General features: G+C 64.4%; 21 protein-coding genes. 12 read left to right on the top strand and 9 right to left on the bottom strand.

The window, feature by feature from the left end:
- Positions 1 to 143 precede the first annotated feature (143 nt).
- The 8 genes from alaS to AWB70_RS24685 all read left to right on the top strand — a co-directional run bounded on the left by alaS (position 144) and on the right by AWB70_RS24685 (position 8305).
- Complete coding sequence (gene alaS, locus AWB70_RS24720; RefSeq protein ID WP_045450827.1) at positions 144 to 2768, top strand: alanine--tRNA ligase; 2625 nt, start codon at positions 144 to 146, stop codon at positions 2766 to 2768.
- 154 nt (positions 2769 to 2922) lie between these two features.
- Positions 2923 to 3168 (top strand): hypothetical protein, encoded by a 246-nt coding sequence (locus tag AWB70_RS24715; protein ID WP_041730535.1) that lies wholly within the window; start codon positions 2923 to 2925, stop codon positions 3166 to 3168.
- A gap of 112 nt (positions 3169 to 3280) precedes the next feature.
- Positions 3281 to 4336 carry a threonine aldolase family protein gene (locus AWB70_RS24710; RefSeq protein WP_053568499.1) on the top strand — a complete coding sequence of 352 codons (1056 nt, stop codon included), beginning with the start codon at positions 3281 to 3283 and terminating at the stop codon, positions 4334 to 4336.
- Positions 4337 to 4411: 75 nt separating this feature from the next.
- Complete coding sequence (locus AWB70_RS24705; RefSeq protein WP_053568498.1) at positions 4412 to 4846, top strand: acyl-CoA thioesterase; 435 nt, start codon at positions 4412 to 4414, stop codon at positions 4844 to 4846.
- A 70-nt stretch (positions 4847 to 4916) separates the two neighbouring features.
- Positions 4917 to 5798 (top strand): branched-chain amino acid ABC transporter permease, encoded by an 882-nt coding sequence (locus AWB70_RS24700; protein WP_053568546.1) that lies wholly within the window; start codon positions 4917 to 4919, stop codon positions 5796 to 5798.
- The gene (locus AWB70_RS24695) at positions 5791 to 6879 is read left to right on the top strand and encodes a branched-chain amino acid ABC transporter permease (protein WP_053568497.1); all 1089 of its coding nucleotides are present in this window, start codon (positions 5791 to 5793) and stop codon (positions 6877 to 6879) included. The genes AWB70_RS24700 and AWB70_RS24695 overlap by 8 nt, the downstream gene beginning before the upstream one ends.
- Positions 6876 to 7616: an ABC transporter ATP-binding protein gene (locus AWB70_RS24690; RefSeq protein ID WP_053568496.1), complete on the top strand. Its 741-nt coding sequence runs from the start codon at positions 6876 to 6878 to the stop codon at positions 7614 to 7616. Before AWB70_RS24695 ends, AWB70_RS24690 begins: the two co-directional genes overlap by 4 nt.
- Entirely contained in the window at positions 7613 to 8305 is a 693-nt protein-coding gene (locus tag AWB70_RS24685) for an ABC transporter ATP-binding protein (RefSeq protein WP_053568495.1), read from the top strand. The genes AWB70_RS24690 and AWB70_RS24685 overlap by 4 nt, the downstream gene beginning before the upstream one ends.
- On the opposite strand, the gene iolB is transcribed toward AWB70_RS24685, so the two are convergent.
- From iolB to AWB70_RS24645, 7 genes are all read right to left on the bottom strand, one after another.
- A complete protein-coding gene (gene iolB, locus AWB70_RS24680; RefSeq protein ID WP_045450822.1) occupies positions 8302 to 9117 on the bottom strand; it encodes a 5-deoxy-glucuronate isomerase in 816 nt (271 codons plus the stop codon). The two genes, AWB70_RS24685 and iolB, sit on opposite strands and share 4 nt — an antisense overlap.
- A complete protein-coding gene (iolE, locus tag AWB70_RS24675) occupies positions 9114 to 10010 on the bottom strand; it encodes a myo-inosose-2 dehydratase (protein WP_053568494.1) in 897 nt (298 codons plus the stop codon). The genes iolB and iolE overlap by 4 nt, the downstream gene beginning before the upstream one ends.
- 642 nt (positions 10011 to 10652) lie before the next feature.
- The gene (gene iolD, locus AWB70_RS24665) at positions 10653 to 12536 is read right to left on the bottom strand and encodes a 3D-(3,5/4)-trihydroxycyclohexane-1,2-dione acylhydrolase (decyclizing) (RefSeq protein WP_053568493.1); all 1884 of its coding nucleotides are present in this window, start codon (positions 12534 to 12536) and stop codon (positions 10653 to 10655) included.
- Entirely contained in the window at positions 12533 to 14515 is a 1983-nt protein-coding gene (locus tag AWB70_RS24660; RefSeq protein ID WP_053568492.1) for a bifunctional 5-dehydro-2-deoxygluconokinase/5-dehydro-2-deoxyphosphogluconate aldolase, read from the bottom strand. The genes iolD and AWB70_RS24660 overlap by 4 nt, the downstream gene beginning before the upstream one ends.
- 12 nt (positions 14516 to 14527) lie before the next feature.
- On the bottom strand, positions 14528 to 15313 hold the full coding sequence (locus tag AWB70_RS24655; protein WP_041730532.1) for an ATP-binding cassette domain-containing protein: 786 nt from the start codon (positions 15311 to 15313) through the stop codon (positions 14528 to 14530).
- An 11-nt stretch (positions 15314 to 15324) separates the two neighbouring features.
- The gene (locus AWB70_RS24650; RefSeq protein ID WP_053568491.1) at positions 15325 to 16476 is read right to left on the bottom strand and encodes an ABC transporter permease; all 1152 of its coding nucleotides are present in this window, start codon (positions 16474 to 16476) and stop codon (positions 15325 to 15327) included.
- A 121-nt stretch (positions 16477 to 16597) separates the two neighbouring features.
- On the bottom strand, positions 16598 to 17650 hold the full coding sequence (locus AWB70_RS24645) for a sugar ABC transporter substrate-binding protein (protein WP_014191877.1): 1053 nt from the start codon (positions 17648 to 17650) through the stop codon (positions 16598 to 16600).
- Between the two features lie 203 nt (positions 17651 to 17853).
- On the opposite strand from AWB70_RS24645, the gene AWB70_RS24640 reads away from it, so the two are divergent.
- The 3 genes from AWB70_RS24640 to AWB70_RS24630 are packed head-to-tail and all read left to right on the top strand — an operon-like array spanning position 17854 to position 20739.
- A complete protein-coding gene (locus AWB70_RS24640; RefSeq protein ID WP_053568490.1) occupies positions 17854 to 18732 on the top strand; it encodes a MurR/RpiR family transcriptional regulator in 879 nt (292 codons plus the stop codon).
- Complete coding sequence (gene iolG / locus AWB70_RS24635; protein WP_053568489.1) at positions 18722 to 19726, top strand: inositol 2-dehydrogenase; 1005 nt, start codon at positions 18722 to 18724, stop codon at positions 19724 to 19726. The genes AWB70_RS24640 and iolG overlap by 11 nt, the downstream gene beginning before the upstream one ends.
- Positions 19723 to 20739: a Gfo/Idh/MocA family oxidoreductase gene (locus AWB70_RS24630; protein ID WP_053568488.1), complete on the top strand. Its 1017-nt coding sequence runs from the start codon at positions 19723 to 19725 to the stop codon at positions 20737 to 20739. The genes iolG and AWB70_RS24630 overlap by 4 nt, the downstream gene beginning before the upstream one ends.
- A gap of 10 nt (positions 20740 to 20749) precedes the next feature.
- Here AWB70_RS24630 and AWB70_RS24625 read toward each other — a convergent pair whose 3' ends face one another.
- On the bottom strand, positions 20750 to 21085 hold the full coding sequence (locus AWB70_RS24625) for a helix-turn-helix domain-containing protein (protein WP_053568487.1): 336 nt from the start codon (positions 21083 to 21085) through the stop codon (positions 20750 to 20752).
- Between the two features lie 344 nt (positions 21086 to 21429).
- Here AWB70_RS24625 and AWB70_RS24620 point away from each other — a divergent pair, with 344 nt between their 5' ends.
- A complete protein-coding gene (locus AWB70_RS24620) occupies positions 21430 to 21657 on the top strand; it encodes a sulfurtransferase TusA family protein (protein WP_008341954.1) in 228 nt (75 codons plus the stop codon).
- A 71-nt stretch (positions 21658 to 21728) separates the two neighbouring features.
- On the opposite strand, the gene galU is transcribed toward AWB70_RS24620, so the two are convergent.
- Complete coding sequence (galU, locus tag AWB70_RS24615; RefSeq protein ID WP_014191873.1) at positions 21729 to 22610, bottom strand: UTP--glucose-1-phosphate uridylyltransferase GalU; 882 nt, start codon at positions 22608 to 22610, stop codon at positions 21729 to 21731.
- Positions 22611 to 22681 lie beyond the last annotated feature (71 nt).

Here is a 22681-nt window from a genome sequence, read left to right as displayed (position 1 = left end):
CGGACACCCTGCGAGCGCGCCCGCCGGACGGGCCGCGCGCGGCGAATCCCGTATAATCGACAATCACCCTTGCCACGCCGGCAGCGCCCGAAAAGCGTTGCCCGCGGGCGCCATCAAAGAACCGAAGACACGCCCCGTACGCTATGAAAGCCGCCGAAATACGCGAGAAATTCCTGAAGTTTTTCGAATCGAAGGGCCATACGATCGTGCGTTCGTCGAGCCTCGTGCCCGGCAACGACCCGACGTTGCTCTTCACCAACTCGGGCATGGTCCAGTTCAAGGACGTGTTCCTGGGCAGCGAATCGCGGCCGTACTCGCGCGCGACCACCGCGCAGCGCAGCGTGCGCGCGGGCGGCAAGCACAACGACCTGGAGAACGTCGGCTACACGGCACGGCATCACACGTTCTTCGAGATGCTCGGCAACTTCTCGTTCGGCGATTACTTCAAGCGCGACGCGATCCACTATTGCTGGGAACTGCTGACGAAGGTCTATCAGCTTCCCGCCGAGAAGCTCACTGTCACGGTCTACCAGGAAGACGACGAAGCCTTCGACATCTGGGCGAAGGAAATCGGCGTGCCGGTCGAGCGCATCATCCGCATCGGCGACAACAAGGGCGCGCGCTACGCATCGGACAACTTCTGGCAGATGGCCGACACCGGCCCGTGCGGCCCGTGCTCCGAAGTGTTCTACGACCACGGCCCGGAAATCTGGGGCGGCCCGCCGGGATCTCCCGAGGAAGACGGCGACCGCTTCATCGAGATCTGGAATCTCGTGTTCATGCAGTTCAACCGCGACGCGCAAGGCAACATGACGCCGCTGCCCAAGCAGTGCGTCGATACCGGCATGGGTCTCGAGCGCCTCGCCGCCGTGCTCCAGCACGTGCATAGCAACTACGAGATCGACCTGTTCCAGACGCTCATCAAGGCGGCCGCGCGCGAAACGAACACGCCGGACCTGGAAAACAATTCGCTGAAGGTGATCGCGGACCACATCCGCGCGTGCTCGTTCCTGATCGTCGATGGCGTGATTCCCGGCAACGAAGGCCGCGGCTACGTGCTGCGCCGTATCGTGCGCCGCGCGATCCGCCACGGCTACAAGCTCGGCAAGAAGGGCGCGTTCTTCCACAAGCTCGTGGCCGATCTCGTCGCGGAAATGGGCGCGGCGTACCCGGAACTGGCGGATGCGCAGCAACGCGTGACCGACGTGCTGCGTCAGGAAGAAGAGCGCTTCTTCGAAACGATCGAGCACGGCATGTCGATCCTCGAAGGCGAACTCGCCGATCTCGACAAGAAAGGCGTGAAGCAACTGGACGGCGAACTCGCGTTCAAGCTGCACGACACCTACGGCTTCCCGCTCGATCTGACCGCGGACGTCTGCCGCGAGCGCGGGGTGAGCGTCGACGAACCCGCGTTCGACGACGCGATGGCGCGCCAGCGCGACCAGGCGCGCGCGGCGGGCAAGTTCAAGCTCGCGGCGGGGCTCGACTACTCGGGCGCGAAGTCCACCTTCCACGGCTACGAAAAGGAAATTTTCGACGACGCGAAGATTCTGGCGATCTACGTCGAAGGCGCGTCGGTGCAACAGGCGAAGGACGGCCAGCAAGCGGTCGTCGTGCTCGATCACACGCCGTTCTACGCGGAATCCGGCGGTCAGGTCGGCGATCAGGGCGTGCTCGCGAATGCGAACGTGCGCTTCGCCGTCGCGGATACCCTGAAAGTGCAGGCCGACGTCGTCGGTCATCACGGCACGGTCGAGCAGGGCACGCTCAAGGTCGGCGACGTCGTGAAGGCGGAAATCGACGGTATCCGCCGCGCCCGCACCGCGCGCAATCACTCGGCTACGCACCTGATGCACAAGGCGTTGCGCGAAGTGCTCGGCGGCCACGTGCAGCAGAAAGGCTCGCTCGTCGATGCCGATAAAACCCGCTTCGACTTCGCCCACAACGCGCCGATGACGGACGACGAAATCCGCCGCGTCGAAGCGATCGTGAATAACGAGGTCATCGCGAACGCGCCGGGCGTCGTCCGCGTGATGTCTTACGACGAAGCCGTGAAGGGCGGCGCAATGGCGCTCTTCGGCGAGAAATACGGCGACACGGTGCGCGTGCTCGATCTCGGCTTCTCGCGCGAACTCTGCGGCGGCACGCACGTGCAGCGCACGGGCGACATCGGCTTCTTCAAGATCGTGATGGAAGGCGGCGTCGCGGCGGGCATTCGCCGCGTCGAGGCCATCACCGGCGACAACGCCGTGCGCTACGTGCAGGAACTGGATCAGCGCATCAACGCGGCGGCGGGCGTGCTGAAGGCGCAGCCTTCCGAGCTCACGCAGCGCATCGCGCAGGTGCAGGAGCACGTGAAGTCGCTGGAAAAGGAACTCGGCGCGCTGAAGTCGAAGCTCGCCGCGAGCCAGGGCGATGAACTCGTGGCGCAGGCCGTCGATGTGTCGGGCGTGCAGGTGCTCGCCGCGACGCTCGAAGGCGCGGACGTGAAGACGCTGCGCGAAACCGTCGACAAGCTGAAGGACAAGCTGAAGAGCGCGGCCATCGTGCTCGCATCGGTCGAGGGCGGCAAGGTCAGCCTGATCGCGGGCGTGACGCCGGATGCGTCGAAGAAGGTGAAGGCGGGCGAGCTCGTCAACTTCGTCGCGCAGCAGGTCGGCGGCAAGGGCGGCGGCCGTCCCGACATGGCGCAGGCGGGCGGCACCGAGCCGGCGAATCTGCCGGCCGCGCTCGCGGGCGTTCAGGGCTGGGTGCAGCAGCAGCTTTAAGCCTTATGCTTTAAGCGCGGTTCGCGTTCCGCGTTTCACGTTCCGTTAAGGCGGCTCGATCTGATGAAGATCGGGCCGTTTTTCATTACGCACTGTCAGGTATGGCGCGTGCGTCTCTCATCGTGACGTTCAATCAACACAAGGGAGACGACTGATGAATCGCACACTCGCATCGATCATTCTGGCTTCGGCGATGCTCGCCGCCACCGGCGCCGCGCAGGCGGAGGGCTGTCTGAAGGGTGCGGCCGTCGGCGGCGTGGCGGGGCACGTCGCGGGCGGCCACGGCACGGCGGGCGCGGTTGGCGGCTGCGCCATCGGCCATCACGAAGCGAACAAGAAGGAAAAGAAGGCGCAGGAAGCCCAGCAGGCCAACGCCGCGAGCGCGCCGAACGCCAAGTGACCGCTCGCCGGCCGGGTGAACCGCCGAGCCGCTAAAATGGCCCGATTGCCGGCGCGCGCGATGCTTTCCCGCTCGCGCGCGCCGCGTTCGAACCGGCCATCGAAGCGATCTCATGACAGCACCCACGGACCCGACCCAGCATTTCGCCTCCGACAACTACGCAGGCATCTGCCCCGAAGCGCTAGACGCGCTGATCCAGGCGAATACGAGCGGCCACGAGCCCGCCTATGGCGACGATTCGTGGACGGCGCAAGTCTGCGACCGCATCCGCGATCTCTTTCAGACCGACTGCGAAGTTTTCTTCGTGTTCAACGGCACGGCGGCGAATTCGCTCGCGCTCGCCTCGCTGTGCCAGTCGTATCACTCGGTCATTTGCCACGAGCTCGCGCATATCGAAACCGATGAATGCGGCGGCCCCGAGTTCTTCTCCGGCGGCTCGAAGCTGCTCACGGCGAAGGGCGAGAACGGCAAGCTCACGCCGGATGCCATCGAGGAACTCGTCACCAAGCGCGCGGACATCCACTATCCGAAGCCGAAGGTCGTCGCGCTCACGCAGGCGACCGAAGTCGGCACTGTCTACACCGTCGAAGAGATTCGCGCGATCGCGGCCATTGCGAAGCGCCGGCATCTGAAAGTGCACATGGACGGCGCGCGCTTCGCGAACGCGGTCGCGACGCTCGGCGTGCATCCGTCGGAGATCACGTGGCGCGCCGGCGTGGACGTGCTGTGCTTCGGCGGCACAAAAAACGGCTTGCCGGTCGGCGAGGCGGTCGTGTTTTTCGACCGTTCGCTCGCCGCCGACTTTGCCTATCGGCTGAAGCAGGCGGGACAGCTTGCCTCGAAGATGCGTTTTATCTCCGCGCCGTGGCTGGGTCTTCTCGATGACGACGTCTGGCTGCGCAACGCGCGTCACGCCAACGCGATGGCGCAACTGATGGCCGAGCGGCTCGTCGCCATTCCCGGCGTCAGCCTGCTCTTCAAGCCCGAAGCGAATGCCGTGTTCGCCGAACTGCCGGGGCACGTCGCCGTGGCGCTGCGCGCGAAGGGCTGGCGCTTCTATCAGTTCATCGGCTCGGGCGGCTGCCGTCTGATGTGCGCATGGGACACGCAACGCGAGACCGTCGAGCGCTTCGCCGACGACGTGCGCGCGTTGGCCGCCGCGCGTTGAATCCGGATTGACACCCGCGCCGCAGCGCTCCACCATGCCCGCACCTTCTCCACCGGACTCGCGTCCATCCCGACGATGACCAAGCCGACGCCGACCACGCGCGCGGACTACGCGCACTTTCTGTCGATCAGCACGCGCTGGTCGGATAACGACGTCTACGGGCACATCAACAACGTCGTCTATTACAGCTACTTCGACACGGTCGTGAACGAGTACCTGCTGCGCGCGGGCGTGCTCGATTTCAGCGAGGGCGAGACCATCGGCCTCGTGGTCGAGACGCGCTGCAATTTCTTCGCGCCGGTGGTGTTTCCCGAGCCGATCGAGGCGGGCTTGCGCGTCGAGAAGCTCGGCAACACGAGCGTGCGTTACGAAGTCGGCATCTTCACGCAAGGATCCGGCGAAGCCGCCGCGCAAGGGCATTTCGTGCACGTCTACGTGGATCGCGTCACGCGCAGGCCGGTGCCGCTGCCGGCGCCGCTCGTCGCCGCGCTCAAGCCGCTCGCCAACTGAGGGCTGCGTCTTGCTTCAGTGGTTCGCCGTGAGCCTGCTCAACGGCGTGAGCGTGGGATTGCTGCTCTTCATGCTGTCCGCCGGCCTCACGCTGATCTTCTCGATGCTCGGCGTGCTGAACTTCGCGCACGCCAGCTTCTACATGCTCGGCGCGTATGCCGGGCAGGCGCTCGCCGCGTATGGCGGCTTCTGGCTCGCGTTGATCGGCGCGCCGCTCGTGGTCGGCGTGGCGGGCGCAGGGTTCGAACGTCTGCTGTTAAGACGCGTGCATGCGCGCGGCGCGCTCGCGGAAATGCTGCTGACCTTCGGCGCGGCCATCGTGATCGGCGAGGGCGTGAAGCTCGTCTGGGGGCTCGGTCCCGTGCCCGCGACTGTTCCGCGCGTGCTCGACGGTGCGCTTTTCACGCTCTTCGGCGCGTCGTTCGCGCGCTATCGCGTGTTCATGATGGCGGTCGCCATCGCGATGCTCGCCGCGCTCTGGCTCGTGCTGCGCATCTCGAAGACCGGCCTCGTCGTGCGCGCGGCGCTGACGCATCCCGCCACGGTGGAAACGCTCGGTCACGATGTGCCGCGCGTGTTCACGATGGTCTTCGCCGTCGGGGCCGCACTCGCCGCGGCAGGTGGTGTGATCGGCGCGCCGCTTGCCGTCATCGAGCCCGGAATGGCCGATGCGGTCGGCCCGATCGTGTTCGTCGTCGTGGTGATCGGCGGTCTCGGCTCGCTCTCGGGCGCGCTGGCGGCTTCGCTGCTCGTTGGCTGCGTGCAGACTTTCGCGGTGGGTGCGAGCGCGTCGGCGGGAAGCATGGCCGCATCGTTCGGCGTGACCTTGCCGGACGCGTGGGCGGGGCTGACCGTCGCGCAACTCGCGCCCGTGCTGCCGTATCTGCTGCTCGTCGCGATGCTGGCGCTGCGCCCGCGCGGACTCTTCGGCGAGCGCACGCGCGATGCGTAAGTTCATCGCGCTCGCGCTCGTGTGTGCGTTCGCGCTTGCGCTGCCGCCGCTCGTCTTCGATCAATCGTGGCTGCTCGCGTATCTCGCGCAAACGGCGACGCTCATCGTCTTCGCGCTTTCCTACAACCTGCTGCTCGGCGAGACGGGCTTGCTGTCGTTCGGGCACGCGGTGTATTCGGGTCTCGGCGCATTCGCCGCCGCGCAGGTGTTCAATCGCTTCGGCGTGCCGTTGCCGCTCCTGCCGGTCATCGGCGGCGTGGCGGCGATGCTCGTTGCCGTCGTCTTCGGCGCGATGTCGACGCAGCGCGCGGGCACGGCCTTCGCGATGATCACGCTCGGTCTGGGCGAGCTCGTCGCCGCGTGCGTGTGGCTCGTGCCGGGCTGGTTCGGCGGCGAGGGCGGCGTGACGATCGATCGCGCGAGCGGGCCGCCGTTCTTCGCGTGGACCTTCGGGCCGCTTGCCGAGGCGTATGCGCTGATCGCGTGCTGGTGCGTGATCTCCGCGCTCGCGATGTTCGCGTTCTCGCGCACGCCGATGTGCCGTCTCGCCAACGCCGTGCGCGACAACCCCGCGCGCGCCGCCGCGATCGGCTTCGCGCCGGCGCGCGTGCGTCTCGCCATGCTCGTCGTGTCGGCGTTCTTCGCGGGCATCGCGGGCGTGCTGGCGTTGATCAACGTCGAACTGGTGTCGGCGGAAAGCGTCGGCCTTGCGCATTCGACGAGCGTGCTCGTCGCGACGGTGATCGGCGGCGCGGGCGCGTTCCTCGGTCCCGTTGCCGGAGCGGTGCTGCTGACTTTCTTCAGCGTCGCCGTGGCGAGCGTCACCGCCGCGTGGCCGATGTATCTCGGGCTCTTCTTCATGTGGGTGGTCGTTGCCGCGCCCGAGGGCGTCGTCGGGCTTTTCAGGCGCGATGCGAGGGCCTTGTGCTTCGGGCTCGTCAGCGGGATCGCGTGGGGCGCGGCGGTGGTGATCGTCGTCGAGTCGCTGTACGCGCATCGACAGGATGCGATGTGGCTTGTCGCGTTGCCGTGCGCGCTGCTCGGTGTCTGGCTCGCCCGCCGCACGAGGCCCGCGCGATGAACGCCGCGCTCGACGTGCACGGCGTCGTCAAGCGCTTCGGTGCGACGCGCGTGTTGCACGGCGTCGATCTGCACGTCGCGGCGGGCGAGCGGCATGCGCTCATCGGGCCGAACGGCGCGGGAAAGTCCACGCTCTTCGATCTGATTTCGGGGCGCGCGCGGCCCGACGCGGGGCGCATCGTCGCGAACGGCATCGATGTGACCCATCAATCGCCGCAGCGGGTCTCGCGAACGCTCGCGCGCAGTTTCCAGACGACCAGCGTGTTCGGCGCGATGTCCGTGCTCGACAACCTTCGTTGCGCGGCGCTCGGCGCGGCGTCCGCGCGCTTCATCGATAAATGGCTGCCATCGAGACATATCGATGAACGCGCGCGCGCGATGCTCGATGCGATCGGCCTGGCCGAACGCGCCAACGAACGCGCCGCGCGGCTCACTTATGCGGAGCAGCGCGCGCTCGATCTGGGCATCGCGCTCGCGACCGACGCGCCCATCATCCTGCTCGACGAACCGACCGCCGGCATGAATCGCGCGGAAGCCACGCGCGCGCTCGCCCTGATTCGCGCGACGACGCAAGCGCGCACGCTGCTCGTGATCGAGCACGACATGGACGCGGTGTTCGGTCTCGCGGATCGCATCTCGGTGCTGGTGCAAGGGCGCGTGATCGCCACCGGCACGCCCGCAGCGATTCGCGCGAATCCCGACGTGCAGGACGCTTATCTCGGCGGGGCGGCGACATGAGCTTGTGCATCGAGAACTTACGTGCGTGGTACGGCGCGGCGCAAGTGCTGCACGGCGTGAATCTCGTCATCGGCGAAGGGGAAGCGGTGGCGCTCGCCGGCCGTAACGGTTCGGGGCGTTCGACGCTCGCGAAGGCCATCATGGGCCTCGTGCGCTGCGAAGGCGACATGCGTTATCGCGATGTGCGGTTGGTCGGCTTGCGGCCGTACCGGATCGCGCGACTGGGCATCGGCTATGTGCCCGAAACGCGCGACGTGTTCCCCGCGCTGACGGTGCGCGAGAACCTCTTGCTCGGCGAAAGAAAGGGCACGCGCTTCACGACGCATGAAGCGTATCGCCTGTTTCCGGCGCTGGAAGCGCGCGCAGCGGTGAAAGCCGGTTTGCTCTCGGGCGGCGAACAGCAGATGCTCGCGCTTGCGCGCACGCTGGCGGGCGATCCGTCGTTCGTGGTCATCGACGAACCCGGCGAAGGGCTCGCGCCGCACGTGCTCGCGCAAGTGGCCGCGTGTCTGAAGACGCTGCGCGAACGCGGCGTCGCGATGCTGCTGATCGAAGAGCGCCTGACCATCGCGCGCATGCTCGATGCGCGCGTCGCCGTAATGGGGCATGGGGCGATACGGTTCGACGGTCCGATCGAGGCCTTCGCGCGCGACGCGCAGGTCATGCGCGAATGGCTTTTTGTCGGCTAGGACGACGACGCCTTGCTGTCCCGCTCCACGATCCATTCATGCTTCGGATCGTTCTTGAAATGCCACGTGCGCTTGTCGCCCGCCATCACGTTCAGATAGTAGTTGTCGTATCCATACGGCACGACGACCGGATGATAGCCGCGCGGCACCATCACGACATCGTGATCCTCGACGGTCATGGTTTCGTCGAGATCGCGTTCGTCGGTATAGACGCGCTGAAACGCGAAGCCTTGCGGCGGATTCAATCGATGGTAGTAGGTCTCTTCCAGCGCGCTTTCGAGCGGCACGTTGTCCCGATCGTGCTTGTGCGGCGGATAGCTCGATGCATGCCCGCCCGGCGTGCGCACTTCCACCACGAGCAGCGACTCGGCCGCTTCGGTTTGCGGAAGAATGTCGCATACGTAGCGCGTATTGGCGTTGCGGCCGCGCGTGGAGCGCTTCATCTGCGCCGGTTCGATGAGACGCGGCGGGAAGTCGCCTTTCGCGGGCGCGCTCGCCACGGCGATTTCCGCATCGCGCTCGGCGTGCACGATCGCGGCGAGCTTCGGCGGCACGTAGACCGCGTAGGGCGCGGCGTCTTCGAACACGCTGTCGCGCGTGCCGATCGACGGCCAGTGCTCGTCGCCGGCTTCGACGCTCACCGTGCCTGTCAGCACGACGATGCAGCTTTCGCGATCCGCGTCGTAGACATGCACGACATCGCCCGCGTTCAGGCGATACGCCGCGAAGCCGACATGCTTCCAGCCCGCGGAATCGGGTGTGACGCGCGCGATGGTCTGCTCCTCGCGCGATGCTTTCACTAGCAGGCTCATGCTGCCTCCTTGTATGGCTTGTCGACGAGCGCGCGCAAGGTGCGATAGCCCTTGTCGGCATAGGCGTAGCTCGGTGCGATCACCGGATCCTGTTCTGCCTCCACGACGAGCCAGCCTTCGTAATCGTGCTTCGCGAGACACGCGACGATGCCCGGATAATCGACGGCGCCATCGCCCGGCACGGTGAACGCGCCGTTGATGACCGCATCGAGAAAGCTCCAGTTGCGGTTGCGCGCGAGCTTCACGATCTCCGGGCGCACGTCCTTGCAATGCACGTGGCACACGCGTGCGATGTGCTTTTGCAGCACGGCGAGGGCGTCGCCGCCCGCGAACGTGATGTGGCCCGCGTCGAACAGCAGGCCTACCGCATCGTTGGTGAGCGCCATGAGGCGATCGACATCGGCGGGCGTTTCGACATACGCGCCCATATGATGATGATAGGCCACGCGCACGCCGCGCGAGAGCGTAAATTCGGCGAAGCGGTTCAGGCGCTCGGCGTATGCCGTCCATTGCGCTTCCGAGAAGAAGCGGGGGCGCTGGTAGAGGGGGCGTGGCGCGCCCTGGATCGAGTTCGCTACTTCGCCGTAGACCATTACTGTTGCGCCGTTTTTTTGCAGCAGGTCGAGGTGTTTGGCGACTGCCTCGATTTCTTCTTCCGCGCTGCGTTCTGCCAGTCTGCCGGAGTACCAGCCGGAGACGAGCGCCAAGTCGTATTCTTGCAGCAGCGTTTTTAGCGCTTGCGGGTCGCGGGGGAACTTGTTGCCTAGCTCGAAACCTTCATAGCCGATTTGTTTGCCCTCGGTTAAGGCGGTGGAGAGGGGTGTTTCGCCGCCGAGGGAAGGGAGATCGTCGTTCATCCACGAGAGTGGGTTGATGCCTATGCGGACTTTCATTTTCTTCGGCCTTTTGTGTCTTCGGGGTCGTGGAACTTGTTTTCGTGTCGGTCTATTGGCACTGCCCCTCCCCGGGGCGGGGGTAACTTTCTTTGCTGCTGCAAAGAAAGTCACCAAAGAAAGCAGCTTTGTCACCGCCCGCGGTCACACGCACGTTGGCCACTTTTCTCCTCCAAGGGGGCACTCGCCTAAAGAGTGCCCCCATAGGCCCAACCGGGCTTGGATCGCGCACGGTCTGTCACATCGCGCCGCTTAACAAACTGGTACAGCCATTTCAAGCTCCGGCCCGCTTCGCGGCCGATGGGTTAATCGGGTATGCGTGGGTTTCCCGGTATACCCGACGGCAGCGCGTAGCGCTGTGCCGGTGCTATTTCGTGCTGGGCCAGCGCGCTTCGCGCACTGGCTTGTCAGACCGTGCGCGATCCAAGCCCGATTGGGCCTGTGAGGGCACTCTTTAGGCGAGGGCCGTTCCCGGAGGAGAAGAATGGCCAACGTGCGTGTGACTGCGGGCGGTGAGAAGCTGCTTTCTTTGGTGACTTTCTTTGCAGCAGCAAAGAAAGTTACCCCCGCCCCGGGGAGGGGCAGTGCTAATAAACCGACAAGAAAGCAGGATTCCATAGCAGCCCAAAAATCAAAAAAACCTCAAGCCCCACGCGCTCGCAAAGCCCTCTCATACGCCTCCCGAGCCCCCACAACATCACTCCGATCAGAAACCTCAGGCACAGCCACTTCCCACCACCACCCCCCCTCCTCGGTAGGCCGAGCCGCATCCGTATCGATAGAAATCAAATAACTCCGATCCGCCCCCCGCGCCCGCATCATCGCAGCCTGCAATTCATCCAGACTGGAAACATGCTCAGCCAGCGCCCCCAGCGATCTCGCATGCATCGCGAAATCCACCCGCGGCGCGCCTAACGAACCCTGCTTGCAATCATCGAGGAGGTTATTGAACGGCGCCCCCCCACAAGCCCTCTGCAAGCGATTAATGCAGCCAAACCCGCGGTTATCGAGCAACACCACGATCACCTTCGCGCCAAGCATCACGGAAGTCGCAAGCTCGCTATTCATCATCAGATAGCTGCCATCGCCGACCATCACGATGACCTCGCGCTCCGGCCGCGCGAGCTTCACGCCGAGTCCGCCTGCGATTTCATAGCCCATGCACGAATAGCCATATTCGACGTGATAGCCGCCCGGCCCGGCAACGCGCCACAGCTTCTGCAAGTCGGCCGGCAAGGTGCCGGCCGCGCACACGACGATGTCCTCACCAGCCGATGAAGCCGAAGACCGTTGCACCGCACCGATCACGTCCGCTTCGCGCGGCAAGACGCCATCGGCGAGCGGCGTATTCGTCACGCGCGCAACCGTCTCGCGCCATTCGTTCGCGAGCCGGTGCGCGCGCGTCGTCCATTGCGGCGAGGCATGCCAGTCGCCGAGCGCCGCCGAGAGCGCTTCCAGCGCGGCGCGCACATCCGCTTGCACCGCCATCGCGTTCTGCTTCAGCGCGTCGAACGGATTCGCGTTGATCGCGATAAGCCGCGCCTGCGTGAAAAGCGTGTTCGAGCCGGTCGTGAAGTCCTGCAAACGCGTGCCGAGCGCGAGCACGCAATCGCTCGCATGCGCGAGTTCGTTCGCCTCGGATGAACCCGTCACGCCGATGCCGCCGACGTTCAACGCATCGTCCCATGCGAGCGCGCCTTTGCCCGCCTGCGTTTCGGCAACAGGCACGCCATGTTTGTGAGCGAACGCGCGCATCGCGTCGCTCGCGAGGCTATACAAGACGCCGCCGCCCGACACGATCAAGGGCTCGCGCGCTTCACGCAAGATCGCGGCGGCCTGCTCGATCTCGCGCGGCACCGGCGCGGGGGCGTGAATCGCCGCGACGCGCGGCTCGAAGAACAAAGCAGGGAAGTCATACGCCATCGCCTGCACGTCCTGCGGCAGCGCGAGCGTGACAGGACCGCACAGTGCCGCGTCCGTCAGCACGCGTATCGCGCGCGGCAAGGCGCTCAGCAATTGCGCGGGATGCATGATGCGATCGAAGTAACGCGATACGGCCTTCAACGCATCGTTCGCGGATACGCCGCCATCGTGACCATCCTCGACTTGCTGAAGCACGGGATCGGGCGCGCGCGACACGAAGATATCGCCCGGCAGCAAGAGCACCGGCAAGCGGTTCACATGCGCGAGCGCCGCGGCCGTGACGAGATTGGTCGCGCCCGGACCGATGGACGTCGTCACCGCCATCATGCGGCGGCGCATGTGCGCCTTCGCATACGCGATCGCACTGTGCGCCATGGCCTGCTCGTTGTGCGCGCGATACGTCGGCAATGCATCGCGATGCCGATACAGCGCCTCGCCGATGCCCGCGACATTGCCATGCCCGAAGATCGCGAACACGCCGCCGAAAAGCGGCTCGCCATGCTCCGTGCGTTGTGCCGCGAGATAGCGCACGAGCGCCTGCGCGGCGGTCAGCCGAATGGTCGATTGCACGGCGGTCTCCGTTTGCATTGCGCGCTGGTTCATGCGGCTTGCTCCTGTGTGACATGCGCTTCATCCGGCGACGAACGCGCGTCGCGCCACGCGCCGATCAACGCTTCGAACGTGCGGCGCACGCGCGCGATGAGTTCGTTGTCGTCGATCTCGTTCGCGAGCCACGCATGACTCGGCTCATGAAAGATCGTGCGCCCGACCGTGAAGCCCTTGCACGTTGTCGATGCCGCCGCAGCCCTGAAGCCATCGCGCAACTGCTCGACGCCCGCGGACAAACCCAGCAGCACGACGCCGCGGCAATATGTGTCGCGTTCGGCGATCAGCGCATCGATGGCTTGCCATTGCCGCGCGCTCATCGGTTCGAGCTTCCACCAGTCCGGATAGATGCCGAGGTTGTAAAGACGCTTCAACGCGCGATACACCGTGTCCTCCTCAACGGGCGGACCGTTCTTCGGCGCGATCACTTCGAGCAGCAGTTCATGGCCGCTTTCCTGCACGGCGTTGTACAGCGCGCGCAACTGCGCTTCCTGTTCGAGGCGCACGTCATGCGGATGATCGGGGTGATATTGCACGAGACACTTCACGACCTGTTCGCGCGGCCATTGCACGAGCGTCGTGCCGACCGAGCGGCCATGATCGAAGACGAGCGGCATCGAGCCGGGCAGTTCCACCGGACGCCCGATCCACCAGCCGCGTCCCGTTGCGGCGTTCAATGCGTCCTGGCCGTAACGATCGTCGATCAGCACGCCGATACGCCCTTCGAGCCCGCGCTCCTGCTCCGTCTGCGCCACGGCTTCGACGAACAGATTCTTGAGCGTGGCGATGCGCGTGTCGCTCGCGCCCGTCTGCTGCGCGAGTTCGAAGAACTGATTGCGATGATCGAATGCGAAGCCGAGCACTTCATCCCATTGCCGGCGCTTCGGGCTCACGCGATGCAGCCGCGCGAGCGTCGTGTCGCGATCGGGACGGCGCATGCGTATGGGGTCTTCTTTCGCGGCCTGAAGGAAGTAATCGAGTTCGGCGGGCGTGGGCATCGCGGGCGCGCAGCCGTGACGCGACACGACGAGCGCGCCGCACGCATTGGCCGCGCGCGCGCAGGCTTCGAGCGGCGCATCGCGCAGCCATCCGGAGAGAAAGCCCGATGCGAACGCATCGCCCGCGCCGAGCACGTTGAGCACTTCGACTTCGACGCCGCCGTGGATCGGCGCATCGTCGATGGAGGCGGGCACACCGCCCTCGATGATCGAGCAGCCGAGCGGCCCGCGCTTCACGATGAGCGTCGCGCCCGTGACCTTGCGGACCATCGCGAGCGCATCGGCGAGCCGGTCCTTGCCGCCCGCGATGCGAAACTCTTCTTCCGTGCCGATGACGAGATCCATCAGCGGCAGAATGCGCTGCAAATGCGCGGTCACGCCTTCGTTCGCGACGAAGCGCGTCTCGCCGTCGGCCTTGCCGGTGAGCCCCCACAGCACCGGGCGATAGTCGATGTCGAGAATCGTGCGCACATCGTTGCGTCGCGCGTATTCCAGCGCGCGGCGGCTCGTGCGGTTCACCTGTTCCGTCGAGAAATGCGTGCCGGTGATGAGCAGCGCCTTCGACGACGCGATATACGCTTCGTCGAAATCGCTTTCATCGACGGCCATGTCCGCGCAGTTCTCGCGATAGAACACGAGCGGAAACGTGTCGCGATCTTCGAGGCCGAGCAGCACGAGCCCCGTGAGCCGGTCGCGATCGATGCGCAGGTGGCTCGTGTCGCAGCCTTCGCGTTCGAGCGTCTCCGTGAGAAAGCGTCCCATGTGATCGTTGCCGACGCGCGCGAGCATCGATGCGTTCAGGCCGAGCCGCGCGCATCCGAACGCGATGTTCGCCGACGAACCGCCGAGATACTTGGCGAACGTCGATACGTCTTCGAGCCGCGCGCCGACCTGCTGCGCATACAGATCGACGGCGATGCGCCCGAGACAGACGATGTCGCGCGCGCGATCAGGAGCAAAACGGGAAGTGGTTGGCATGCTGGATAGTCCTCAGATCGTCGCGCCTTCGAGTTCGCTCATCATCTGCTGCATCTCCGCGCCGCCCGCCATCATGTCGAGCACCTCGTTCTTGCTGATGGTGTCCTTCGTGAACGTGCCCATCGAACGGCCGCGATTGAGCAGCGTGAACGAATCGCCGATGGGGTAGGCATGATGGACGTTGTGCGTGATGAAGATCACCGAGATGCCTTTTTCGCGCGCCTTGTGAATGAGCTTCAGCACGTTGAAGCTCTGCTTCACGCCGAGCGCGGCGGTCGGTTCGTCGAGAATCAGCACGCGCGCGCCGAAGTGAATCGCGCGCGCGATTGCGAGACACTGCTTTTCGCCGCCCGACATCGTGCCGATCGGCTGATGCGGATCGCGCACGTTGATGCCCATTTCCGCGAGCTTCGCGCGCGAGGTCTCGGCGGCGAGATCGAGATCCATCACGCTGATGCCGAAGCGCTTTTTCTGCGGCTCGCGGCCCATGAAGAAATTGCGGGCGACAGAAAGCAGCGGCACGAGCGCGAGATCCTGATATACGGTCGCGATGCCGAGATCGAGCGCTTCCTTCGGCGAATCGAAATGCACGGGCGCGCCATCGACGAGATAGTCGCCGGAAGAGGGCTGGTGCACGCCCGCCAGCGTCTTGATGAGCGTGGACTTGCCCGCGCCGTTATCGCCGAGCAGGCAATGCACTTCGCCGCGCTTCAGGCGCAGGGTGACGCCGTTCAGCGCGATCACCTTGCCGAAATACTTGCTGACGTTTTCGAGGGCGAGGATGTTGTCGTCGTTCATGTCGCTTCTCCTCATTGCGCCTGTGAAACGCGGCGGCGCACGTAGTGATTGAAGAGCACGGCGATCAGCAGCATCACGCCGAGGAACACGCGGAACCAGTCCGAGCTCACGTTCGTGTAGGTGATGCCGATCTGCACGACGCCGAAGATCAGCGCGCCAAAGCATGCGCCGACCACCGATCCATAACCGCCCGTGAGCAAGGTGCCGCCGATGACCGCCGCGATGATCGCCTCGAATTCCTTCTGCAGGCCACGGTCGGCCGCCGCGGAACCGATATCGCACACTTGCAGCACGGCGAACAGGCACGAGCAGAACGCGGTCAGCACGAAGAGCGAAATTTTCACGCGCTTCACCGGCACGCCGACGTTCTTCGCGGCATTCGCATCGCCGCCGACGGCGAGAATCCAGTTGCCGTAGCGCGTCTTCGCGAGCACGAACGCGCAGATCGCCGCCAGCACGATCCACCAGATGATGACCTTCGGAATGCCCGGCACGAGCGGCTCGCCGCTGTCGAGCAATTTGCCGACGCCCATGTGCGCGAGCCACGTGAACACGCCATGAAACGCGACGCCATGAAAGAGCGTGTTGGCGATCGCATCGTTCTGCGCGAGATCGCCGACGCCGGAAATGATCGTGCGGTCGGCGAACATGATCGACAACGCGAGCGTCAGTCCGCGCAGAATGAAGAGAAACGCGAGCGTGACGATGAACGAGGGCAGGCGCGTTTTCATCACGAGATAGCCGTTCAGCGCGCCGAGCAGCATCGACATGACGAAGGCGAAGAGAATCGACACGGAGATCGGCCAATGGAAATAGACCGACGGCAGCGCGACCATCATGCCCGCGAAGCCGATCATCGAGCCGATGGACAAGTCGAACTCGCCCGCGATCATCAGGAGGCACGCGCCGACCGCGAGCAGGCCGAGATAGGCGGCCACTTGCGACCAGTTCATCACGCCGTCGAGATTGAACATGCCCGACGATCCGGCGGCGAAGCCGAACACGAGAAACACGAGCACGGTGCCGGAAATCGCCGCGAATTCCGGCCGGTTCAGCAAATGGCCGAACCACGATTGCCGCCGCACACGCTCGTCGGAAGGCTTGACCGCATCGGTGGTTTCAGCGTTCGCGTGTGGCGGATAGTGTTTTCCGGCTACGCCCATGATGTCTCCTTGATACGTACGTGCAGGTGCCTGCCGCGTCCGCGAACGGACGCAGAAGTGCATAGAGAGCGATACGTCTTTGATGAAAGCGGGCGGCGTCAGCAACACCGCCCGAAGGTGATCAACGATATTGGCCCGCGTACTTCACGACCTTGTCGAGGTTTTCCTTGGTGATGAAGCCCGGCCCCGAGCGGATGTTCTTCGGACCGTACGACGGCTGCAATCCGTAGGTGTCGAGGCGCGCCTTGAACTTCGGATTGGCTTCGAGAATCTGACGGATCTTCGCCGGATCGGTGGTGTGCTCCTTCTTCGCGATCGCGAGCACCGCCACCGGGATATAGCCTTGCAGATACGGCTGCTGGTCGATGGCGAACTTGATCGTGCCGTCCTTGATCGCCTTGGCGATGTCATCGGAGAAGTCGAAGGTCACGAAATAGACCTTGTTTTGCAGGCCCATTTGCACCACGGCCTTGAGCGTCGCCGAAGCGGGCGTGGGTCCGAGCGTGAGGATCGCCTGCGTGTCCGGATGGTTGCGCAGATACGCCGACACCTTCGACTGGATCTCGGTCGGGTCCTGTCCCGAATCGAGCGTCGAGGCTTTGTAGTCGATGCCGAGCGCATCCGCGAAGCCCTTGCATCGATCGAACGACACCGTGTTCGTCGCGATGTGGTTCACGCACAGGAACGACTTCACGCCCGCGGCTTTCGCCTTCTCGCCGGCGGCCTTGCCCGCGACATATTCCGGCTGCCCGACGTGCATGATCGCGCCGAGCTGCGCGCTTTGTTCTTCGGTGCCCGAGTTGATCGTCACGAGCGGAATCTTCTTCGCGGTCACTTTGTTGATCGCGCTCTTCAGCACGTCGAAGTCCGCAATGGTGGTGATGACGCCGTCGTAATTGCGCGCGGCCGCCTGCTCGATCAGGCGCGACATGTCCGCGATATCGCCGTTCGGCGGATTGCGGTAATCGGTTTGCACGTTGAAGTCTTCGTCGGCCTGCTTGATCGCGTTCTTGATGGTGTTCCACCACGAATCGGAGTCCGGCGCGTGGCTGATCAGCACGAACTTCGCGTCGGGCGCCGCGTGAGCGGGACTCGCCGCCATCATCGCCGCGCTGCAGAACGCAGCAGCAGCCACCAGCGCGCGTAGCGCGGCCCGACCGTTGCAAAGGGTCATTGTCTCCACCTATCTCGGTTGTTGTTTGGTGTGATGTTCCCGCGAGCCGCAGCGTCGTGCTCCGTGCTCACGACCAAGAGTAGGTCAGTTTTCGGTGCTCTGCAATAGAAATTTCATGTGTGCGACAAATGGAAAATACATTCCAATTTGCTTGCCGCCTTCCTATAATCGGTTGCACGACGAACATCGAACAAGAGCCTGTGATGGATGAAGCCAGCACCGACGTGCAGAGCGTCGACGAACTGATGCAGCGGATCACCGATGCATACGATTCCTTGCCGCGCCAGTTGAAGAGCGTGGCGACCTATATCGAGCAGCACCGCCCAAGCGTGATGATGGACCGCACGAGCGATATCGCGAGCGCGTGCGGCGTGCATGCATCGGCGGTCGTGCGTTTTGCGCAGCGCTTCGGGTTTTCCGGCTTCTCCGACCTTCAGGCCGTGTTCCGGCAGGCGTACGCGGGCGGCGGCGGCTCGCAGCAGAGCTATCAGCAGCGCATACGCAAGCTCATCGACGAAAAGGCCGGCGAGGCCTCGGGCGTGTCGGTGGCGCGCGAGTTTATCGCGGCGAGCCGCACGGGTCTCGACGAACTCGCCGCCGGTCTCGACGACGCGCAGTTCGAAGCCGCCGTCGACATGCTGTCGCAGGCGGAAAACATCTATGTGATCGGCGTGCGACGCTCGTTCGCGGTGGCGAGCTACATCGTCTATGCCTTGCAGCACACGAAGAAACGCGTGCATCTGATTTCGGGCTTCGGCGGCATGTTCCGAGAGCAGGTCCGCAGCGTGAAGAAGGGGGACGTGGTGGTCGCGATCAGCTTCGCGCCCTACGGCAAGGAAACGCAATATTGCGTGCGCGCGGCGCAGCATCAGGGCGCGGCAACCCTCGTCATCACCGACAGCCAGCTTTCGCCGCTCGCGCGCCACGCGAGCGCGAGCCTGCTCGTGAAGGAGGGCAGCGCGTTCGCCTTCCGTTCGCTCACGAGCACCATTTGCCTGTGCCAGGCGCTGTTCATCGCGCTCGCGTACCGGCTCGAATTGAACGTCGAGGAATCCAGGGAGACAGGTGGCTATGACGATTGATGTGGCGGTGTTCGGCGCGGGGCGCATCGGCAAGATTCACGCGGCCAATCTCGCGCGGCAGCCGGGCGTGCGGCTTCGTTATGTTGTCGATGTGAACAGGGAAGCGGCGGCGGCGCTGGCTGCTTTGCATGGCGCGCAAGTGGCGGATATCGACGGCGCGATGGGCGATGCGTCCATCGGCGCGACGGTCGTGTGTTCGAGCACGGATACGCATGCCGATCTGATTCAGGCGTCGGCGGCGCAGGGCAAGCACGTGTTCTGCGAGAAGCCCGTGGATCTGACGATCGAGCGGGCCCGTGCATGCGCCGATGCAGTCGCGAAGGCGGGCGTCGTCTGCATGATCGGCTTTCAGCGACGTTTCGATCCGACCTTTGCCGCGTTGAAGGCGCGCATCGATGCGGGCGAGATCGGCGATCCGGAAATGCTGATCGTCACGAGCCGCGATCCGGGCGCGCCGCCGGTCGAGTACATCAGGCACTCGGGCGGCATCTTCAAGGACATGCTGATCCACGACTTCGACATCTTCCGCTGGATTCTCGACGACGAAGCCGAGACGCTGCACGCGACGGGCAGTTGCCTCGCCGATCCGGCGATCGCCGAGGCGGGCGACATCGATTCGACGGCGGTGACGATCCGCACGAAGCGCGGGCGGCTGTGCCAGATCAACACGGCGCGGCGCGCGGCGTATGGCTACGATCAGCGCTTCGAGTTGCTCGGCAGTCGCGGCATGCTGCAGGCGGGCAACGTGCGGCCGACGGAAGTCACGTCGTACACGAAGACGGCCGTGTCCAGCGACGTTCCCGAGGCGTTCTTTCTCGAGCGCTATCGTGCGGCGTACGCGGCGGAAATCGCGCATTTCTTCGATGCGGTCACTAACGCCAAGCCGGTGCGCACGACAGTCGCGGATGGCCTGAAAGCGCTGGAACTTGCCGAAGCCGCGAGCGTGTCGTGGCGCGAGAAACGCATTGTGAATCTCGCGGAGCACGTCGCATGAAAACGGTGCGCGTGGGTATTGCCGGATTGGGGCGGCTCGGGCGGCGCCATGCCGCGAATCTCGCGTGGCATGTGCCGGGCGCTGCGCTCGTCGCGGCGTGCAGTCCGGTTCAGGAAGAGCGCGAGTGGGCGTCGTCGAGCCTGCCCGAACTGACGCTTCACGCCGATTACGATGCCATGCTCGCCGATGCGTCGATCGATGCCGTGTGGCTCGTCACGCCGACATCGCTGCACGCGCGGCAGATCATCGCCGCGTTGCGCGCGGGCAAGCATGTGTTCTGCGAGAAGCCGCTGTCGCTCGATCTCGCCGAATGCGACGCCGTGATCGAGGAGGCCGCGCGTCATCCGCATCTGCAGGTGATGATCGGCTTCGTGCGACGCTTCGATGCGAGCTATCGCGATGCCTTCGATAGCATTGCGAACGGCGTCATCGGCAGGCCGTTCATGGTGCGCTCGCAGACCTGCGACAAGAACGATCCCGATGGCTTTTTCGTGCGTTTCGCGCCGACATCGGGCGGGCTCTTTCTCGATTGCAGCGTGCACGACATCGATCTCGCGCGCTGGCTGCTCGGCAATCCGAAGCCGAAGCGCGTGTACGCGAGCGGGACGATCGCGATTCACGAAGGCCTGCGTGCGTGCGGAGACATCGATAACGGCGTGGGCACCATCGAGTTCGACGACGGGCGGCTCGCGGTGCTCTACGCATCGCGCACGATGGCGCACGGTCACGACACGCAAACGGAAGTGATCGGCACGGCGGGCGCGGTGTCGGTGGGGCGCAATCCGCGAGCGAACCGCGTCGAGATCGCCGATGCGGGCGGCATGCGCAACGCATGCACGCCGACGTTCTTCGAGCGTTTCGAGGATGCGTTTTTGCGCGAGGCGCAGGCGTTCGTGGCTTTGCTGGCGGAAGGCAGGCCCACGGGGCTGACGCTCGACGATGCGCGGGAAGCGACGCGCATCGGCATCGCGATGCGGCAGGCGTATGAGAGAGGGGAGGCGGTGGAATTGTGAACGCGGGTCGTCAGCCGATGACGAGCTTCACCGGCTTGCCTACGCGAGCAAGCATGTCCACCAGCGTATCGATCGTGAACTTGCTTGTCTTCTTGTTCACGACGTCCGATACGCGAGGCCGTGTGACATGGAGGATCTCGGCCGCTTCGGATTGCTTGAGATGATGTGCGGCAATCCAGGTCGCGAGTTCCTCCATGAGTTGTTCCTTCAGTGTCAGCGTCTGGTTGATCAGCGCTTTCGACTCGGTTTGATATCGGCGCGCTTCCTCTGGCGAAAAACCGAGTTCGGCAAACAGATTCGCTCCGGGTTTCGTCACATGCCGAACGTGCGTATCGACCTTGCTCATGTTCGTTCCTTTCTGTCTCGGACGATCGCGCGGTAGCGGAGTCTCGCGGACCCCGGAACCTACGTCGTCGAAAGGCTTCCAGTCTTCCGGATCGAGTCCGGCCCGAAGGCGGCCGAGCTGAAAGCCCGCTTCGCGCCGCGCAATTGATGGGAATTCGCAGACGAACGCTATCCTCAATGTCGTGACGCATGAACTAGAGGTTTCTCAACTTGGAGGATGGCGCGCGCATCGGCATCGCGATGCGGCAGGCGTATGAGACTGCGCAGCCGGTGAACTTATGACCGCTGCGTTAAAATCGAACCTCACGACCGCTCATCCCCAGGCAAAGGAAAGGTTCAATCGCGATGGAAGTTCACAAGGAAGTCGACGCGCGCGGGCTCAATTGCCCGTTGCCGATTCTGCGGGCGAAGAAGGCGCTCGCGGACATGACGAGCGGCCAGATTCTGAAGGTTCTCGCCACGGACCCGGGTTCGCAGCGCGATTTCGCGGCGTTCGCCAAGCAGACCGGCAACGAGATCGTCGAATCGACGGCGCAGGACAAGACGTTCATCTTTCTGATGCGGCGTCGTTGAAACGGTAAAGCAGCGCGCAGAAACAAAAAAACCCGTCACGCGTGACGGGTTTTTAACGCGAAAGCGAAAAATCAGCCTTCGAGAATCGGCGCGCGATTGCGCAGATATTCCTCGAATTCCTGCTTCACTTCCGGGTGGCGCAGCGCGAATTCCACCGTCGCCTTCAAATAACCCAGCTTGCTGCCGCAGTCGAAACGCGTGCCGTGATACTTGTACGCGAGCACTTGCTCGTCCGACAGCAGCGATTGAATCGCGTCCGTCAGTTGCAGTTCGCCGCCCGCGCCCGGCTTCAGCGCGCGGATGTGATCGAAAACGCGCGGCTTCAGCACGTAACGGCCCACCACGCCCAGGTTCGACGGCGCGACCGCCGGCTCCGGCTTCTCGACGATGCCCGACAGCTTGAAGATGTTGTCTTCCCATTCCTTGCCGTCGATGATGCCGTACGACTTCGAATCCTGCTGCGGGATCTCTTCGACGCCGATGACCGAGCTGTGATAGTGGTCGAAGACTTCGATCATCTGCGACATCACGGGCGGCTTGCCGTACAGCAGGTCGTCCGCGAGGATCACGGCGAACGGGTTGTCGCCGACGAGCTTTTCCGCGCACAGCACGGCGTGGCCGAGACCGAGCGCTTCGGCCTGACGCACATAGAAGCAGTCGACATGGCTGGGCTTGATGCTGCGCACGAGTTCGAGCAGCTTGTCCTTGCCGCGCGCTTCGAGCTCCGCTTCGATTTCATAGGACTTGTCGAAATGGTCTTCGATGGCACGCTTGCTGCGGCCGGTGACGAAGATCATTTCGGTAATGCCGGCCGCCATTGCTTCTTCGACCGCATACTGAATCAGCGGCTTGTCCACGACTGGCAGCATTTCCTTCGGGCTGGCCTTGGTCGCGGGAAGAAACCGCGTGCCCAGACCCGCGACGGGGAAAACCGCTTTGGTAACTTTTAGCATGTGATGACCCTGATCCTCTTAAATCATTTAGAACGTCGAGACAACCGGAGCGGATCGACAAGCGATTCGAA

It is taken from the genome of Caballeronia cordobensis (assembly GCF_001544575.2).
In the GTDB taxonomy this organism is placed as follows: Bacteria; Pseudomonadota; Gammaproteobacteria; order Burkholderiales; family Burkholderiaceae; genus Caballeronia; species Caballeronia cordobensis.
The sequence above is the reverse complement of the archived record's forward strand: the minus strand, read 5'-3'. Positions and strand labels throughout refer to the sequence as shown.

Coding starts and splice junctions, on each gene's coding strand:
- AWB70_RS24660 (WP_053568492.1), bottom strand. CDS start 14,515: ATGCCAACCACTTCCCGTTTTGCTCCTGATCGCGCGCGCGACATCGTC.
- iolE (WP_053568494.1), bottom strand. CDS start 10,010: ATGAAAGTCCGCATAGGCATCAACCCACTCTCGTGGATGAACGACGAT.
- AWB70_RS24620 (WP_008341954.1), top strand. CDS start 21,430: ATGGAAGTTCACAAGGAAGTCGACGCGCGCGGGCTCAATTGCCCGTTG.
- AWB70_RS24690 (WP_053568496.1), top strand. CDS start 6,876: ATGAACGCCGCGCTCGACGTGCACGGCGTCGTCAAGCGCTTCGGTGCG.
- AWB70_RS24695 (WP_053568497.1), top strand. CDS start 5,791: ATGCGTAAGTTCATCGCGCTCGCGCTCGTGTGTGCGTTCGCGCTTGCG.
- AWB70_RS24705 (WP_053568498.1), top strand. CDS start 4,412: ATGACCAAGCCGACGCCGACCACGCGCGCGGACTACGCGCACTTTCTG.
- iolD (WP_053568493.1), bottom strand. CDS start 12,536: ATGAACCAGCGCGCAATGCAAACGGAGACCGCCGTGCAATCGACCATT.
- AWB70_RS24640 (WP_053568490.1), top strand. CDS start 17,854: ATGGATGAAGCCAGCACCGACGTGCAGAGCGTCGACGAACTGATGCAG.
- AWB70_RS24700 (WP_053568546.1), top strand. CDS start 4,917: ATGCTGTCCGCCGGCCTCACGCTGATCTTCTCGATGCTCGGCGTGCTG.
- iolB (WP_045450822.1), bottom strand. CDS start 9,117: ATGAGCCTGCTAGTGAAAGCATCGCGCGAGGAGCAGACCATCGCGCGC.
- alaS (WP_045450827.1), top strand. CDS start 144: ATGAAAGCCGCCGAAATACGCGAGAAATTCCTGAAGTTTTTCGAATCG.
- galU (WP_014191873.1), bottom strand. CDS start 22,610: ATGCTAAAAGTTACCAAAGCGGTTTTCCCCGTCGCGGGTCTGGGCACG.
- AWB70_RS24655 (WP_041730532.1), bottom strand. CDS start 15,313: ATGAACGACGACAACATCCTCGCCCTCGAAAACGTCAGCAAGTATTTC.
- AWB70_RS24710 (WP_053568499.1), top strand. CDS start 3,281: ATGACAGCACCCACGGACCCGACCCAGCATTTCGCCTCCGACAACTAC.
- iolG (WP_053568489.1), top strand. CDS start 18,722: ATGACGATTGATGTGGCGGTGTTCGGCGCGGGGCGCATCGGCAAGATT.
- AWB70_RS24645 (WP_014191877.1), bottom strand. CDS start 17,650: ATGACCCTTTGCAACGGTCGGGCCGCGCTACGCGCGCTGGTGGCTGCT.
- AWB70_RS24715 (WP_041730535.1), top strand. CDS start 2,923: ATGAATCGCACACTCGCATCGATCATTCTGGCTTCGGCGATGCTCGCC.
- AWB70_RS24650 (WP_053568491.1), bottom strand. CDS start 16,476: ATGGGCGTAGCCGGAAAACACTATCCGCCACACGCGAACGCTGAAACC.
- AWB70_RS24625 (WP_053568487.1), bottom strand. CDS start 21,085: ATGAGCAAGGTCGATACGCACGTTCGGCATGTGACGAAACCCGGAGCG.
- AWB70_RS24630 (WP_053568488.1), top strand. CDS start 19,723: ATGAAAACGGTGCGCGTGGGTATTGCCGGATTGGGGCGGCTCGGGCGG.
- AWB70_RS24685 (WP_053568495.1), top strand. CDS start 7,613: ATGAGCTTGTGCATCGAGAACTTACGTGCGTGGTACGGCGCGGCGCAA.